Annotated in this window: 13 protein-coding genes; 4 read left to right on the top strand and 9 right to left on the bottom strand. The window is 61.5% G+C overall.

Features of this window, described 5'->3' with window-relative positions:
* Positions 1-14: 14 nt before the first annotated feature.
* The 6 genes from folE to dacB are packed head-to-tail and all read right to left on the bottom strand — an operon-like array spanning position 15 to position 6,614.
* Positions 15-581: a GTP cyclohydrolase I FolE gene (folE, locus tag QMB98_RS06340; protein ID WP_371684840.1), complete on the bottom strand. Its 567-nt coding sequence runs from the start codon at positions 579-581 to the stop codon at positions 15-17.
* On the bottom strand, positions 578-2,752 hold the full coding sequence (gene ftsH, locus QMB98_RS06345) for an ATP-dependent zinc metalloprotease FtsH (RefSeq protein WP_371684841.1): 2,175 nt from the start codon (positions 2,750-2,752) through the stop codon (positions 578-580). The genes folE and ftsH overlap by 4 nt, the downstream gene beginning before the upstream one ends.
* On the bottom strand, positions 2,736-3,290 hold the full coding sequence (gene hpt, locus QMB98_RS06350; RefSeq protein ID WP_371684842.1) for a hypoxanthine phosphoribosyltransferase: 555 nt from the start codon (positions 3,288-3,290) through the stop codon (positions 2,736-2,738). The genes ftsH and hpt overlap by 17 nt, the downstream gene beginning before the upstream one ends.
* Before the next feature lie 36 nt (positions 3,291-3,326).
* Positions 3,327-4,334 carry a tRNA lysidine(34) synthetase TilS gene (gene tilS, locus QMB98_RS06355; RefSeq protein ID WP_371684843.1) on the bottom strand — a complete coding sequence of 336 codons (1,008 nt, stop codon included), beginning with the start codon at positions 4,332-4,334 and terminating at the stop codon, positions 3,327-3,329.
* A complete protein-coding gene (locus tag QMB98_RS06360) occupies positions 4,310-5,245 on the bottom strand; it encodes a zinc-dependent metalloprotease (RefSeq protein WP_371684844.1) in 936 nt (311 codons plus the stop codon). The genes tilS and QMB98_RS06360 overlap by 25 nt, the downstream gene beginning before the upstream one ends.
* Positions 5,235-6,614 (bottom strand): D-alanyl-D-alanine carboxypeptidase/D-alanyl-D-alanine-endopeptidase, encoded by a 1,380-nt coding sequence (gene dacB / locus QMB98_RS06365; protein ID WP_371684845.1) that lies wholly within the window; start codon positions 6,612-6,614, stop codon positions 5,235-5,237. Before dacB ends, QMB98_RS06360 begins: the two co-directional genes overlap by 11 nt.
* Before the next feature lie 63 nt (positions 6,615-6,677).
* Between dacB and QMB98_RS06370 the strand changes: the two genes are divergently transcribed.
* Entirely contained in the window at positions 6,678-7,181 is a 504-nt protein-coding gene (locus QMB98_RS06370; protein ID WP_323052606.1) for an inorganic diphosphatase, read from the top strand.
* Positions 7,182-7,463: 282 nt separating this feature from the next.
* Here the strand turns inward: QMB98_RS06370 and QMB98_RS06375 are convergent, their stop codons facing one another.
* Together QMB98_RS06375 and QMB98_RS06380 are read right to left on the bottom strand one after the other, a co-directional pair.
* Positions 7,464-7,994 (bottom strand): DUF1648 domain-containing protein, encoded by a 531-nt coding sequence (locus QMB98_RS06375; protein ID WP_371684846.1) that lies wholly within the window; start codon positions 7,992-7,994, stop codon positions 7,464-7,466.
* A 278-nt stretch (positions 7,995-8,272) separates the two neighbouring features.
* Complete coding sequence (locus QMB98_RS06380) at positions 8,273-9,658, bottom strand: NlpC/P60 family protein (protein ID WP_371684847.1); 1,386 nt, start codon at positions 9,656-9,658, stop codon at positions 8,273-8,275.
* A 530-nt stretch (positions 9,659-10,188) separates the two neighbouring features.
* On the opposite strand from QMB98_RS06380, the gene QMB98_RS06385 reads away from it, so the two are divergent.
* Genes QMB98_RS06385 through QMB98_RS06395 form a run of 3 tightly spaced genes read left to right on the top strand, consistent with a single transcriptional unit; the run spans position 10,189 to position 13,739 of the window.
* Positions 10,189-11,472 (top strand): O-acetylhomoserine aminocarboxypropyltransferase/cysteine synthase family protein, encoded by a 1,284-nt coding sequence (locus QMB98_RS06385; RefSeq protein ID WP_371684848.1) that lies wholly within the window; start codon positions 10,189-10,191, stop codon positions 11,470-11,472.
* Positions 11,473-11,474: 2 nt separating this feature from the next.
* Positions 11,475-12,704, top strand: coding sequence for a homoserine O-acetyltransferase (locus QMB98_RS06390; RefSeq protein ID WP_371684849.1), 1,230 nt, complete (start codon positions 11,475-11,477; stop codon positions 12,702-12,704).
* 9 nt (positions 12,705-12,713) lie between these two features.
* Positions 12,714-13,739 (top strand): alpha/beta hydrolase, encoded by a 1,026-nt coding sequence (locus QMB98_RS06395; RefSeq protein WP_371684850.1) that lies wholly within the window; start codon positions 12,714-12,716, stop codon positions 13,737-13,739.
* Positions 13,740-13,979: 240 nt separating this feature from the next.
* On the opposite strand, the gene QMB98_RS06400 is transcribed toward QMB98_RS06395, so the two are convergent.
* Positions 13,980-15,479 (bottom strand): hypothetical protein, encoded by a 1,500-nt coding sequence (locus QMB98_RS06400; protein WP_371684851.1) that lies wholly within the window; start codon positions 15,477-15,479, stop codon positions 13,980-13,982.
* Between the last annotated feature and the right edge of the window lie 140 nt (positions 15,480-15,619).

Consider the following 15,619-nt stretch of genomic DNA (forward strand, 5'->3'; position numbering starts at 1 on the left):
GCTTCCTCCTGAGCTTATTTGCTCATGATGAGGCTCATGGCCTCGGCGCGGGTGGCGGCGTTCCGCATCAAGCCGCGAACCGCGGAGGTGACCGTGTGGGAGCCGGGCTTGCGTGCCCCGCGCATGGTCATGCACATGTGCTCCGCCTCGACCACGACGATGGCGCCGCGGGCGCCCAGGGGATCCATGAGGGCGTCCGCCACCTCGGCGGTGAGCCGCTCCTGGATCTGGGGGCGGCGAGCGTACCCATCAACGAGGCGTGCCAGCTTCGACAGTCCCGTCACCTTGCCGTCGCTTCCAGGAATGTAGCCAACGTGGGCTTTTCCGTAGAACGGAAGCAGGTGGTGTTCACACACGGAGTAGACGGAGATGTCCTTGACGAGAATCATCTCCTCGTAGTTCAGATCAAACGAGGCGGAGAGCACCTCGGTCGGATCCTCGTGCAGGCCGGAGAACATCTCCTTGTAGGCACGTGCCATGCGAGCGGGAGTTTCCTGCAGACCGTCGCGGTCCGGATCCTCCCCCACCGCGATCAAGAGATCGCGGATGGCCTTCTCGACGCCTTCTGAATCGAAACTCATGATTCTTCTCCCGGGTGTTCGATGGGCGGAACGTAGGTGGCCTGACGACCATCCGAGCTGAGCCACAGGGGCCGCTCCGGAGCCTTCTTGACGGGTTTGAAGATCTCGGCCAGTTCCTTCTCGAGCAGGGTCTCCTTCTCAAGCAGGCGACCGGCCAACTCGTCGAGGGTGTGCCGGTTCTCGATCATCAGCTGCCAACATTCGTCGTGTGCGGTGTCGATGAGGGCGCGGACCTCCTGGTCGACAACGTGAGCCATGCGGTCGGAATACTCCCCGCCGCGACCGGCTCCGCCGCCCGCCATTGGGTCAGAGTCATCCGCCTTGAGGCGGACTGCTCCCACTCGGGTGGACATGCCGTACTCTGTCACCATCTTGCGGGCAATGCTCGTGGCCTTCTGAATGTCGTTCGAGGCACCCGTCGTGGGGTCCTGGAACACGAGTTCCTCGGCAACCCTGCCACCGAGCGCGTAGACCAGCTGATCAAGAAGCTCGTTGCGGGACGTCGAGTAGCGATCCTCTGTCGGCATCACCATCGTGTAGCCCAGGGCCCTGCCGCGGGGCAGGATCGTCACCTTCGTGACCGGGTCGGTGTGGTTGAGGGCCGCGGCTGCGAGGGCGTGACCGCCCTCGTGGTACGCGGTCATCCGCTTCTCGTTCTGGTTCATGACCCTGGTGCGGCGCTGCGGGCCGGCAATGACGCGGTCGATGGCCTCGTCCAGGTCCTCCAGCTCGATCGTCTTCTTGCCCTGGCGGGCCGCGAGCAGAGCCGCCTCGTTCATGAGGTTGGCAAGATCGGCACCCGTGAATCCGGGGGTGCGGCGCGCAATGGACTCGAGCTCGACGCCAGCCGCGATAGGCTTGCCCTCGGAATGCACCTGAAGGATCTTGGTGCGTCCGGGAAGGTCGGGAGCGTCGACTGCGATCTGCCGGTCGAAGCGGCCCGGGCGGAGCAGTGCCTGATCGAGAACATCGGGGCGGTTGGTAGCCGCGATGAGAATCACGTTCGTCGATGCGTCGAAGCCGTCCATCTCCACCAGGAGCTGGTTGAGGGTCTGCTCGCGCTCGTCGTTGCCGCCTCCGACGCCGATGCCGCGGGAACGCCCAACGGCGTCGATCTCGTCAACGAAGATGATCGCGGGGGACGACTGCTTGGCCTTGGAGAAGAGGTCGCGGACGCGGGAGGCACCCACGCCAACAAACATCTCAACGAACTCGGAACCCGAGATCGAGAAGAACGGGACCTGCGCCTCACCGGCCACGGCCTTGGCGAGAAGCGTCTTACCGGTACCGGGAGGGCCGTACAGGAGCACGCCCTTCGGGATCTTCGCTCCCATGCCCTGGAACTTCTCGGGTTTCTCAAGGAACTCCTTGACCTCACCGAGTTCCTCAACGGCCTCATCGGCGCCAGCGACGTCAGCAAACGTCACGTCCGGCATTTCCTTGTCGATGTCGTTCTTGCCGCCACGGACCTTGCCGAAGCCGCCCATGCCGCCCTGCTGAAGCTTCGGGAGGATGAGCATGAAGATGCCGATGATGAGGATGAACGGGATGAGCATCGCCAGCATCGTCGTCCAGAACGATTCCTGGGGAACGTACGAGTTGTAGCCAAACTCGGGTTCGGCCTTCTCCACTGCCGTGACAACGTCATCGGCCTGTGCGTAGAGGTACTGGAAAACAATCTTGTCCCCGACCTCCTGCTGCTTGCCCTCCTCGTCCATGGCCTTCACATCGGACTTGAGGTCAACACGGACGGTCTGCGCGCCCTCGGTGATGACGACGCGCTCGACCTCGTTGTTCTCGATGATCGACAGACCCTCGGAGGTCGAGACTGGCTCGTACTCGCTATCCGCGAAGAACATGAAGTAGGTTGCGAGCGCGACGAGCGGGATGATCACCCACGGCAGCCAGGAACGCGTCTTCTCCGGCTGCTTCTTACCCTGAGGCTTCTTGGCCCCTGACTTCTTCGGATTGGGCGAACCCGGGAGCCGCTTGTGGTCCTTCAGGCCGGGAGCCTTCTTCGGTTCCTGAGGCCGTGCCGGACCCTTTCCATGTGAGGGACCGCCCTGCTGCGCAGGGCGATCAAACTCTGGGTTGGGCTTTTGTGTCTCTCCCTGCCACGGCTTATCGTCGTTGCCGGGCAGTCGACGGCCTTCGTTATCCGCCATAGACATGTGGGGCTAGGGTGCCAACGAACGGGAGGTTGCGGTACTTCTCGGCATAGTCGAGGCCATAACCGACAACAAACTCGTTCGGGATATCGAAGCCCACGTACGCCACATCGATGTCAACGGTTGCGGCCTCGGGCTTGCGGAGCAGGGTCGCGATCTTCACCGACTCGGGTCCGCGGGACTCGAGGTTGGCCTTGAGCCAGGACAGGGTGAGGCCGGAGTCGATGATGTCCTCGACAATCAGGACGTGACGTCCCTCGAGGTCGGTCTCCAGGTCCTTGAGGATGCGGACAACACCGGACGACTTGGTACCCGACCCGTAGGACGACACCGCCATCCAGTCCATCGTCACCGGAGTGTGCAGCTTCCGAACCAAGTCCGCCATCACCATGACGGCGCCCTTCAAGACACCGAGCACTAGGATGTCCTTGCCCTCGTAGTCCCGATCGATCTGCGCAGCCATCTCAGCCAGCCGACTGTTGATCTGCTCCTCGGTGATGAGGATCTTCTGCAGATCCTCTCCCATATCCGTTGAATCCACGGCAGTCCCTTCTTGCGTTACCACTAGCTCAACATGCTACTCCACGGCACGTTCGATCGAGTGCCGCGTTCTCACAGCGCGAAGGCCAGGGACATCGATTCCCTTGCCGGTCTCGCCGTGGAGGAGCTCTTCCACTCGCATCACATGCCATCCGGTCAGCGCCCCCGAGCGGGCGCCGTGACGGATCAGCCACAGCCGAACAACGCGGGTGCGGATGGCCACGTTATGAGTTTTCAACAGTTCGACGGAAAGGTCCACTCCGTCCACCACATCTTTATAGGTGGCTTCAGCTACCTCGTCGATAAAGTCCAGGTCGGATTGCAGGAGCTCAGCGGTGCGAGCGAGCGGTTCCCGCACGTCCTGCCCCAGTGCCTCGCTCAGTGCCGGGATGGCGCGATGCCTGATCGCGGACCTGCGAAGCGGATCCCCGGTCGCGGTCCGCCACGGACCGTCCACGCTGTTGCTCGGATCGTCCCACCACGGCTCACCCCATTCGGTGCACGCATCACGCAGAATCTGGCGATCAAGCCCAAGGAGGGGTCGTGCGAACGGGACATCCTCGGTTCCCGGAAGGAAGCCTTGCGGTTTCATGCCGGCGATGGACCGGGGGCCGCTCCCGCGCCCCAACCCGAGCAGAACGGTTTCGGCCTGATCGTCACGCGTGTGACCGAGCAAAGCGAGTGCGGGACCACCAAGCTCCCGCGCCCTCGATGCAATGGCCTCGTAGCGGGCGGTGCGCGCACTGCCCTCGGGACCGTCGAGGTCTGTTACCTCCACGCTCACGGCCACAGCAGGCAGATAGGGCCTCAGCTGCTCAACGAGCAGGTCTGCACGCTCAGTGGATCCCTCAAGGATCCCGTGATCGACTGTGATGGCTTCCGCCTGGAGTGCCGCCCGTGGTGCTTCGGCGGCGACCGCGAGCGCCAACGCGAGAGAGTCGGAGCCGCCAGAGCACGCAACGAGCACCCGCTGTCCCGGTTCGCAGCGACTGAATACTGCGCGGACTGCCTGGCGTACCGCTAGGACAGCACGCGCTGGCACCACGACTGCGGGTCCTTCAATTCGTCAGGTGTTGGCAGGTTCATGGGGGTTTCCCACACACGGTTGAATCCCTCGTGACCCGCGAGTCGAACCACGTGGTCAACGAACTTCTCGCCGTCCTCGTACTGGTTCACCTTGAGGTCGAAGCCCAGGAGGTTCTTGACGAACTTCGAGATCTGGGATCCGGATTGACGGCGGGACTTGATGGCGGCGGTGATGCGCTTGCGGGAGGGGATGCGTGCGATCGGGACGGTGTTCATGACGTACTCGGCATGACCCTCAAGGACGGTCATGATCGCCATGATCCCGTCGAGCTCCTCCTCCATCATTCCCTCGTCCATGGCCGCGAGCGCGGAGCTGACCCGGGACACCAGGACGTCCTTGAGCCACGGGGCTGCCGTGAACTGGAAGGCGTGGGTGAACTCGTGCACGCACACAAAAAGCTGGACGTCGCGAATGTCAAGGTTCCAGTCAGTGGAGAAGTCAAAGACGTTGGGTGCAATAAGCAGGAGCCTGCCCTCGATGGGAAGTCCCTGCCCGGGCAGCGCCGTCAGTGCGAACGGGTCGTACTGCCCGAGGATGCGGGGAGCCATGACCGCGAGCGCGATTCCCAGTTCCTCCGAAACGACGCGGGACTGCACCTTGGAATCACGCACGAGATTGTCGAGGAACGGGGACACCGATAGTGCAGCCGCCTGCGCCCATCCCGGCCTCGCGAGCACGGACACCGGCTTCGACTGCACGTCCTCCAGGTGATCAAACAGTTCGGTTTGCTGGGCAACGATCGCGGGTGCCTGGTCGGCCGCCCTGCGGAGCCCAATCGCGACCGCGTGGGCCTTGGCCGGGGTGATGGTGGGTCCGGAACCTGATAGTTGGCGTACGCGCCGATAGGCGACCGTGGGATCAACCGGCATTGTATTCCCCTCCCGTGGCGAGCGCGTTGATGGCGTCGTCGATTGCAGGGCGAACAATCCCGGTGGTTCCGGGCTCAATATCGTCAATGAGGATGGAGAAGGCGAGTGTCTCGCCTTCCTGTGTCGTGAAGTATCCGGTCAGCGAGTTCGCTCTGATCAGCGTTCCGGTCTTGGCTCGCACGAGGCCCTCGGAGGTGAGACCGTCGAACCGGTTCCACAGCGTTCCGTTGTATCCGGCGATGGGGAGCGCGTGGGGGATGCTGCTGATGTTGCAGCCCTCGCAGGTTCCCGCCTCGACGAGAACCTCGGTCAGGAGGTTGCCTGTGATGCGGTTGTCGATGGAGAGACCTGCCGTATCGGAGAACACCACTCCGGTCATGTCGAATCCCTGTTCCGCGAGGGTGTCGTAAACCGCCTGGGCCGACCCATCAAAGTCCGCGGTCACTCCCCTGTTGCTGGCCACGAGGTGGCCGAGGGTTTCGGCCAGGGAGTTGTCGGACATGGTGAGGGCGTAATCAACGAGTTCACGGACGGGTGCCGACCGTACCTCACCCACGGTGTTGTCAGCGGTGATCTCGGGAGCGGTGCCTGAGGTGACGGCGCTGACTTCGATGCCGCGGGCACGGAGCTGTTCGGCAAAGATTTCCGCGGCGTGCATGTCCGGTGTTGCGGTGTGCTGCCCGTCGATCATGCCGCCGTTCACGGCAATGGGCCGCATCGGCATGATGAAGACGCGGTCGGATCCCTGAACGTTCACGTGGTAGTCGTCGCCCTCAAACAGGCTCGAGTCCACGGCCAGTTCCACCGAGGTCACGCCCTGCTCTTCGAGGTTCGCTGCCGCCTCTGCGGCAAGATCAGCGAGTCCCGCGTGACCGACGATGGAATCCTCATCGCCTTCGCCTTCGGCAAGGTAGATGTCGCCGCCACCGACGAGGTAGAGGCGGGAATCGGAGAGCACTGCGGTGGTAGGGAGCGTTGTGTCGGGACCGAGCTCGTAGAGGGCCGCGGCCCCGGTCAGGACCTTGATGCTCGATGCTGGCATGCGCCCGCGCTCGCCTGCCTGGTCGTAGATGACATTTCCTTCCAGGTCACGCACCACAAACGTGGTGGATCCAGTGTTACGAGAATCCTCTGACAGTGCCGTAGCGATCTGTTCGACACGTTCTGTCGAAAGTTTCTCCCCTACATTAATTTGAGGAACGTCTGCGTCATTAACGTCAAAATCGCCAACTTCAGGGTAGGCTCGTGGTTCTAACGGCTTGTCCGCTGCCGTCAGGATTCCGGGAGCCACGTCAACTGCATCCGCAATGACGTATCCACCCAGTAGAATCAGGACAGCAACAATACCTGCCTGCGTTCGTGCCTTCACATCATTAGTTTGTCACGTTCGTTCACTGTTCACCACAAGGGCCCTGAAGCCGAAGGAGGCGCCATGCTGGAGTTCGATGTCACCATCGAGATTCCGAAAGGCAACCGGAACAAGTACGAGGTCGACCACAAGACTGGTCGCATTCGTCTCGACCGTATGCTCTTCACCGCAACCCGTTACCCGGATGACTACGGATTTATTGATGACACGCTGGGTGAGGACGGTGACCCGCTGGATGCTCTCGTGCTCCTCGAAGAACCGACCTTCCCCGGTTGCGTGATTCGCTGTCGCGCACTTGGAATGTTCCGTATGAAGGACGAGGCGGGCGGTGACGACAAGGTCCTGTGCGTGCCCGCCGGCGACCAGCGAGCATCATGGCGCGTGGACATCGATGATGTGTCCGAGTTCCATCGCCTCGAGATCCAGCACTTCTTCGAGGTATACAAGGACCTCGAGCCCGGCAAGTCCGTTGAGGGCGCACACTGGGTTGACCGTGCAGCAGCCGAAGAGGAAATCAGGGCTTCCTACCAGCGAGCCATCGACCAGGGCTACTACGACGAGCACTGATCACAGAATCGCAAAGATATACTGAACTGAGGGAGATCGAAAGATCTCCCTCAGTCGTCTCTGCCCAACACCAAGTGTCCTCTGTGTCATGAATCAACACGTCCCGGTGCAGTACTCGAACACTCCCGTGGTGAATGCCTCCATAGCTTCCAGGGTTGATGACCTCTGCAACTCCCGGGCTTGGCGAGCTCCGCAACCCCCGGGCTTAATGCCCACGACATAGAAGCCGCCAATAGGGTCATGGCAATGGCCTACACGATTCCCATGAAGCGGCTCAGGTGGCTACAGGAATGGGCCTCGGCCGCGGGTTTCACCATCACTCTCTAAGCCTGGATCTCTCTTCGCCGTGGCAAGCATCTTGATCGTGTACAAAAGGGATACTCCGAGTAGCATGACGAGCGAGATGATCGTGAGGATGTTGCCCGCCTCGTGCTGGGACATGGACAAAACGATTGCCCACGACATGACACCCAGGCTCACGCAAAGAAGTAAGAGCATGCGGCGCACGTCCTTCAGGACCTTCACATGACCAGCGTGGCTCAGCTCCCGACCGTTCGAATTAGTCTTCTGATTGAAAACAGCGATGGCTAATAGTGCGAGGATTGTGGGAACCATGATGATGGGACCGAGCCAGATGTTTGCCTTGAATCCCCACGCATCCGCCTCGCCAGCAAAGTTGAAATGAGTGGGTACCTGGTCGGGCAGGTCCGAATAGATCGCCGCGGCGTAGACGATGGAGCCGAGTGCAATGGCAAGGCTGATGCCATTCAGAAACCAATCCGTTCCGCTCAGCGGGATTCGTTCCCTCTTCATCACAGGCTCACTCCCGTAGCATTCTCGTCGTTTGCTCCTCTTCCGTCCACCACCCTACCGGGAACGAAGAAGAGCCTCTCCTCGGGCTTTGAATAGCCATTACTCGAGCCTCAGATGTTGAGAGCTTCAACAGGATGAGGGCGTCTACAAAGTTGAACTTCCAGCGAAGCTCAAGAACTCAGCTTCTCTTCCGCGAGCCTCTATTCCACACGCATGAACATAGAAGTGGTGACAGACCATTCGATCTGCCACCACTTCTATCTATCGTCTATTGGTTCTTAGTCGCCAACAACGTTGCGGTACATGGGGCTACCCCAGACTGCACGTTCCTGGGTGCCCATGGAGGGGTTCCAGGCGGCGATGTGGGAGCCGTTGCCAGTGTAGATACCGACGTGACCGGGCCACCACATCATGTCACCGGGGCGAGCCTGCGAGGCAGGAACGTAGGTGCCGTTGAACTGAGCGCCGTAGGAGGACCGAGCAACGGTGATGCCGTGGTGTGCGTACACGTAGTGCGCGAAGCCGATGCAGTCCCAACCAGCCGGGGTAACGCCACCCCAGACGTACGGTGCGCCAACGAACTGGCGAGCGTAGGACACGATCGAGTTACGAACGTTGCTCGTCGGTGCCGGAGAAGGCGTCGGAGTCGGAGTCGGCGTGGGGGTCGGTGTCGGAGTGGGAGTGGGGGTTGGTGTGGGCGTCGGTGTCGGGGTTGGTGTGGGCGTCGGTGTCGGGGTTGGTGTAGGAGTAGGCGTCGGAGTGGGCGTCGGAGTCGTCGGGGCAGGCGTGGTCGGTGCCGGGGTGGACGTTGCCGGAGCGGAGGGCTCGGCGGTCGGTTCCGGAGTTGAGGTAGCGGGTGCTGCCGGGGTGGTTGCTTCCGCCTCGGGCTCCTGAGTTGCTACCTGGTTAGCCTGCGACTGGGTTGCGGCCGCGGCCTGCTTGACATCTGCCTGCGCCTGGGCATCCTCGAGCATTTCCTGACGCGCCTCTTCGTCGGCCTTGACGCGTTCTTCTTCAAGGGCTGCTACGCGGGCCTCTTCCTCTTCGCGCTCAACGCCCTTCTGCTCTGCGAGCAGGGTGATGAGTTCTTCGCGGCGGGACTCTGCCTCGGCGAGTTGCTCGGAGGCTGCGGCTGCCTTGCGGTCTGCCTCGCGTGCAGCATCGTCCACTGCGTTGGCGGCTTCGACCTGAACATCGGCAGCCTCAGTGGCCTGCTCTTCCATGACCTGGGCCAGGTTGAGCTTCGATTCAAATTCTTGGAGCTTCGCATCGGCGGACTGACCGAGACGGTTGTATGCATCCTGGCGAGCATTGATCTCGGACAGGGAAGATGCATTGAGGTAGGAACCGAAGGGCACTGCGCTCGCACCGTCGCGGTACATTGCGGCACCGACGTTGCCGAGCTCCTGACGAGCCACCTCAACCTCGGCCTGCGCCCTGTTGGATGCGTCCTGCGCGTCCATTGCTGCCGTGATCGAGTCGGAGAGTTCCGCCTGTGCAAGGATCTGCTCGGACTCAGCTTGGGCCGCTTCCTGCGCGAGCGCACTGGACTCTGCGGAGAGGGTAGCGAGCTCTGCTTCGAGTTCGGCTAGGGACATCTCGGTGTAGCTGGATGGCTTCCTGTCGTCATCGACATCGTCTGCTAGTCCGGCAGTACCGGCCATCACCATGCTTCCTACGATTGCCGCGGCAAATGCTGCCTGGAAACCGCGTCTGCGAACTTTGGCCACTATCTTCATCCTTGTCCTTCGGCGTGTCGTCTTGACCTTGCCGATTTCGAATCTTTCAACCGATATAGACGGTATACCAATCGAGACTCAATTGAAACATTTTCTCCATCACTCACTCTAGTCACACCATTCACACCTGTAACATGCCTGAGCTTTCCCTTGGAATTGCGGGATAAAACCCGACTTTACAGATTCGTTTCCAATCGTTAGAGTATTGAGATGTGACGAAGCTCACTTTTGAAGTTCGTGGTGGTTCGTCCAGCTTCTGAGACTTTTTGTGAACGACTTGGACACGTGGCGGGAACGTCATATTGTCGACATCATGTTCCGAATGTGTAACTAACTGCGCGCACAGCACTGCGCGCACCGATGCGCGCACGCTCATCGGCCAGCCCCTTTAATTTGTTCACAACAGAGGCTGGAGTTGTTACACAACTTTGGCCCTCCTTATATGGAGAGAAAAAATGTCCCAAGAAAACTGGAACTTCGACACCCTTCAAATTCATGCCGGGCAGAGCCCTGACTCGGAGACCGGCGCTCGCGCACTTCCCATCTACCAGACGACCTCGTTTGTGTTCGAGGATGCTGAGCAGGCCGCTGGTCGCTTTGCACTGAGCGAGCCGGGCAACATCTACACCCGCATCACCAACCCCACCCAGGGAACCGTGGAAAACCGAGTGGCGGCACTCGAGGGCGGCGCAGCCGGCCTCCTGCTCTCCTCTGGCCAGGCAGCAACCACCCTCGCGATCCTCAACATCGCGCAGGCCGGCGACCACGTAGTGGCCAGCCCCTGGCTCTACGGCGGCACCACCACCCTCCTGACCCACACGCTCCCCCGCTACGGTGTCTCGGTGTCCTTCGTCGAGGATCCGACCGACCCGCAGTCGTGGCGCGATGCCACCCAGGAGAACACGAAGGCGTTCTTTGGCGAGTCGATCCCGAACCCCCGCGGTTCCGTTCTCGACATTGAGGCTATCGCCGATGCTGCGCACGCAGAAGGCGTGCCGCTGATCCTCGACAACACGGTCGCAACTCCCTACATTCTGCGTCCCTTCGAGTTCGGTGCCGACATTGTCATTCACTCGGCCACGAAGTTCCTTGGTGGCCACGGCACCTCGATCGGTGGCGTTGTTGTGGAGAAGGGCGACTTCGACTGGAAGTCCGGCAAGTTCCCGACCCTGTCGGAGCCCGACGAGTCCTACCACGGCATCGTGTGGGGCGATCTTGGTCCCGGCGCTTTCGTAACGCGCATTCGCACCACGCTCCTGCGCGACATCGGCCCCGCCATCTCCCCCTTCAATGCCTTCCTTATCGGCCTTGGCATTGAAACCCTGTCGCTCCGCATGGAGAAGCATCTGTCGAACACGGCCAAGGTTGCCGAGTTCCTTGAGGGGCAGGACGAGGTCGAGACGGTGACCTGGGCTTCGCTGCCCTCCTCACCCTTCTACGAGCAGGCACGCAAGTACACCCCCAAGGGTGCTGGCTCCGTCATTGCCTTCACCCTCAAGGGTGGCAGGGACGCAGGCGTGAAGTTCGTTGATGGTCTCGAGCTGCACTCGAACGTGGCCAACATTGGTGACGTGCGTTCCCTCGTGATCCACCCGGCTTCCACCACCCACTCTCAGCTCACCGAAGAGGAGCTGGAGGCGGCTGGTGCGCCTGCCGGCCTGGTCCGCCTGTCCGTTGGCCTTGAGGACATCGAGGATATTCTCGCCGACCTCAAGCAGTCCTTCGAGAAGCTCGCCTAATCATGGATCGTTCTCCCTCCTTCCTTGTTGGTCATCCGCCGGAGCGGATCACTGATGCGGCCCCGATTCCGGATGCGGATACGGGCTACCGCCCGCACGCTCGCTTCCGTACTCTGCCCGCCAGTGGAGCATGGCGGGGGGGAGACGATCCGGGCGACCGCAAGTTCGTCAATATCGGTACCCAGGTCATGGAGTCGGGAGAATCTCTCGACGTCACGGTGGCCTATGAGACGTGGGGGGAGTTGAACGAGGACGGCTCGAACGCCGTCCTCCTCTGCCACGCTCTAACCGGAGACTCTCACGTCCGAAACGAGGACGGCACGGAAGGCTGGTGGCCCGGCATTGTCGGCCCCGGCAAGGCCATCGACACGGATCGCTACTTCGTTGTGGCACCGAACGTGCTTGGTGGCTGTCAGGGCACAACGGGTCCGGCCTCCCGACACCCCGATGGCATGCCGTGGGCACGCCGCTTCCCCCGCATCACAGTCCGCGACCAGGTCGCCACCGAGAAGGCCCTCATGGACCACCTAGGCATTCCCTCCTGGCATCTCGTTGCTGGAGCTTCAGCGGGCGGACACCGGGTCATGGAATGGCCCGCAACCTTCCCCGATCACGTTGAGCAGATCGCTGTTCTCGTCTCGGCACCAGAAACGACCGCGGAACAGATCGCGTACGCGCACCAGCAGATCCTTGCCATCGAGCTGGATGCTGCGTGGCGGGGCGGTGACTACTACGACGCCGACCCGGGCTACGGCCCGCACGCAGGCCTTGGTCTTGCTCGCGCAATCGCCCACACCACCTATCGGTGCGCTCCCGAACTCGACTCCCGATTCGATCGCACCCCGCAGGAGGGTGAGGATCCGATGACGGGCGGACGGTTCGCCGTCCAGTCCTACCTCGACTATCACGGATACAAGCTTGCAGCACGCTTCGACGCGAACTCCTACCTGACCCTGACCGAGGCGATGATCACCCACTCGATCGGCCGCGGCCGCGGCGGTGTCGACAAGGTCCTGGCAGGAATGAAGGCGAGAGCCCTCGTCGTGGCCGTTGATTCGGATCGACTCTTCCATCCCGACGGTCAGGAACGTCTCGCTGCCGCGCTACCCAACTGCGACGGTGTCATCACCATCCATTCCGATCACGGTCACGACGGCTTCCTTGTCGAGGATGATCAGGTGGGTGCGATCCTGTCGAATTTCCTCCAGACCGCAAAGGTCACATCCGCCTAGACTGTGACCATGTGGTCACCAGATATTCTCGGCCCAGGCTTTGAAGCCGCGACCCTCCCCCTGTTAGATGACGACGAGGGGGAGGTTGTCGCGACGCTAGTTCGGCACATCCCGGCAAACGATCCCCTGGCGCTGCCCTCCACCCCAACGACCCCGACGTTTGCGTTCTTGGCGGTGCATGGCTGGAACGACTACTTCTACCAAGTTGAACTCGCTCGCATGATCTCGAGCGCGGGCGGCGCCTTCTATGGGCTCGATCTACGCAAGTACGGCAGGTCGCAACGGGAGCACCAGTCCCCCGGTTTCATTACGTCCCTGTCGGAGTACGACGAGGACGTGCACGCCGCCCTTGATGTCATCTACGAGGAACACGGGTGGGAGATACCGCTCGTCTTCTACGGCCACTCCACGGGCGGGTTGACGATGGCGCTGTGGTCCGACCGCCACCCGGGCGCCCTGGCCGGACTCGTTCTCAATGCACCCTGGCTGGAGTTTCAGGGCGCAACCCTGGTGCGCCAACTCGGCACCCCCATCATCGATTCCCTCGCCCGGATCTCCCCCGAGGTCATTCTCCCGCTGCCGGACAACGGGTTCTACAACCGGCTACTGACCGCGTGGCGAGACGAGGCGGAGCCGCTACCTGTCGATGAGGACGATCCGTTTGTGAGCGGTGGTTGGAAGTTCAATCCCGAGTGGCGCAGGTACCCATCGACACCGGTGCGGGCCGGCTGGCTTCAGGCCATCCTGCACGGTCACGCCCAGGTCGCCAAGGGACTCGACATTTCCTGCCCCACTATCGTCCTCACTTCAAACAAGACCCTGTTCTCTGATAAGTGGCTCGACGAGATGAGAGGTGCAGACACGGTTCTCGATGTGGAGCAGATCTGGCGCAGGGTTCCCTCCCTGGGCAGAGTCACGACACTCATTCGACTAGAGGGAGCCATCCACGATGTCACGCTCTCCCGCGCCTCTGTCCGCAGCGGCGCCTTTGGCGAGATCAGGCGCTGGCTGCGTACTTACGTCACGGCCCAGTAATTCCCTTCAGTGCGGCCCAGTACTTCCCTTCTGCTGCTCACGGCAGGAGAAGACGGGACGCAGAGGCGGTTGGGGACGGAGAAGGAAGAACGGCAGACGTAGAGCGCAGATAGCAGTTGGAGGAAGGGCGGACACGTGTCCGCCCTTCCTCCAACTATTCAATCCTGGTCTGCTCTTTAGCTCTGGTTGGCTCGCAAGCCAGATGCTGGGAGAAGGAGCGGCTCGACAGTCAACTGCTTACTAGTTCCGTAGATCTCCCAGGCGATGGCCCTCGGAGGTGCGCCAGTTCTTCCAGCCGTCCATCTGCCTACCTGCAACGGCCGAAGCGGCCTGGTCTGGATCCGTGAAGGTATCGCCGTTCTCGAGTATGATCGTTCCCTCTTCGGTCAGCTGCGCTGAGGCGTTGACCCTGCGACGCAGGGACTTGAAGGTGAGTGTCTGGGATCCGTGGCGACGAGCAACGCTCTGAAGTTCGGTCACTCGTTCTGGCCACTCGACCTGATCTGCCTCGAACTCGACGGTCTCATCGCCCTTTGGCTGGTTCAGCCAGTCTTCGTCGGGAGCTGAGGCCGCTGACGCCACGTCCGTCCCATCGGGGGTGAATCCAACCTGACGGAACTCCTCATCGAAAGACTCTTCAATGTGGGAGAAGTCCTCGTCTGAAGGATCCTGCTTGTCCTCTGAGCCGACGAGGCCGGCGAACTCGTTCTCGAATTCCTCTTCCTCAGGGTCAGGATCAATGCCGTGTTCTACCACCTGATCGCCGGCTTCGCCTAAAGCTTCGTCACGTTCCTGCTCGGATGAGGGAGCTTCCTCCTCGTCACCCACGCGCCCATCGTCAGCCACTTTCCCATCGGACGCATCCTTGGCGTCACCTGCGGCTACATGATTGTCGCCTGTTGCATCACGGCTTTCGCCGTCGGTTTCGAATGCGGCCTCGTCGACTTCGCTCACACCATCGCGCACAATGTGGGCCGGTGATACGAAGGAAGCTTCCGTTTCGGACCTGTTCCAGGACCCGTACTCGTCGGGGCTTTCTGCCGTTTCGACCGAGGCGGACTCAGATGATGAGAGGGCACCGGTGATGGCGCCGGTTGCCTCCGATTCGGATTCTGAGGAAGCAGGCGGGGGTGGTGCGATCTCGGAGCGGCTCGAGGCCTGCCCAAGAGCCAGGAAGGTTGACTCGTGGGGGCGGACCTGCTCGAGGGAAACGAGGAGCCCATTGCGGGACTCGTGAAGATCAATGCGGTACACGTCGAGGCTGGCACCAACCAGAGCGTCGAGCGCTGTCTTGACGTCGTCATCGATCTCGACCGCCATGATCACCAACCGGGGATGGTCAACAACTCCGGTGGGGCACGAGTCGAGGAACTCCTGCCAGTCCCTGCGGAACGCCGCCACACCGCGCGGGTATAGCCCAGCGAGTTTGCCGCGAGCGATCTCTTCGTGGCGTGCCGCCCGAGCAAGCGAAGCCATGAGACCAGCGGAATTCAGCTGCTGCACAACGTCGACCGTCACGGTCTTGCCAGCAGAATCGAGCGCAACAAGGGAAGTATGTCGCTCACCAATATTGCCGCGGCTGGTCTCGGTCAACCACGCAACAGGGAAGAGGGGCTGATAGAGGAGTTCAACAACCTGATCTCGGACAGCGATGAGTGCTTCTCGGACGATATCTTCGCTGTGGGTGAGAGTGGGCCGAGCAGGACGGAGCCTGCCATTGTCCAACGAGAAAACTGGCATCCTTCACCTTTTCCAGACAGAGCCGTACCCGTCAAGGGTACCTCAGCTTCCTGGAAGGTCCCCGTTCAAAAGTGTTGCAATATGAACACCCTTGCGATCGGCTAGGCTGTCGGCCTGCGTGCGGCACGAGAAACCATCTG

This window comes from Flaviflexus sp., from assembly GCF_041440645.1.
Lineage (GTDB): Bacteria > Actinomycetota > Actinomycetes > Actinomycetales > Actinomycetaceae > Flaviflexus.